Annotated in this window: 1 protein-coding gene and 1 pseudogene; both read right to left on the bottom strand. The window is 36.5% G+C overall.

Annotation, left to right across the window (positions count from 1 at the left end; genetic code table 11):
- A pseudogene (locus tag V7149_RS23435) lies at nucleotides 1-186 on the bottom strand (phosphoadenosine phosphosulfate reductase family protein); the annotation flags it as partial.
- Nucleotides 183-628: phosphoadenosine phosphosulfate reductase domain-containing protein (locus tag V7149_RS23430; RefSeq protein ID WP_335347986.1), on the bottom strand; the 446-nt coding region annotated here is incomplete at its 5' end. The gene V7149_RS23430 and the pseudogene V7149_RS23435, both read right to left, overlap by 4 nt.

Genomic DNA, 628 nt, shown 5'->3' with positions numbered 1-628 from the left:
ATTAAAATTTCTACTTAATGCAAGAATTACCCATTTACTCAATCGTTTGTCTTTCGGTAATCGGTCAATTGAACCAAAATTAGCTTTTTGCTCCAGAGATAAGCGATTTGTATCAATGGTATGGTTTAACTCTTTTTCTTTCTGCACTAGCTTATTGAAACGTTCAGGTGCTATTTCTCGCATCATTGCCATAGGTCTGATGTTGAGAAAATACAGCCAAAACAACTAGTACGGTTCCAGCCAAGCAAGTACGCTGGATGTGGAAGAAATCTTCTTTTCTCATATTCGTCCCAAATCATCTGTTCTGACCAATCAATCACTGGCCGCCAAGCGTGTACAAGTCTCATATTGCTATTACAGGCATGTATTTCAGTTTCGAAATACATTGCTCTGTTAGGAGACTCTTCTCTTCGTTCACCAGTAATTACAAGAATCTTTTTATCTTTATATCTTGGATAATTATTTAATACCCTACGAAAGGCATCAATTTTCACATATGGTGAACACCATCTGACTCTTAAATCAGGACTCATTGCAAGCCATTTATGCCTTGTACTTTTTTTACCATTCCTTGTAGGTAGCTTAACTATTTCTCCGTTATCACAGTAATAAACGTTATCAGTAAGAC

The sequence above is a fragment of the Bacillus sp. JJ1503 genome, assembly GCF_036965125.1.
GTDB lineage: Bacteria > Bacillota > Bacilli > Bacillales > Cytobacillaceae > Cytobacillus.
Note: the sequence above shows the minus strand (reverse complement) of the source record. Positions and strands in the feature narration are given on the sequence as shown.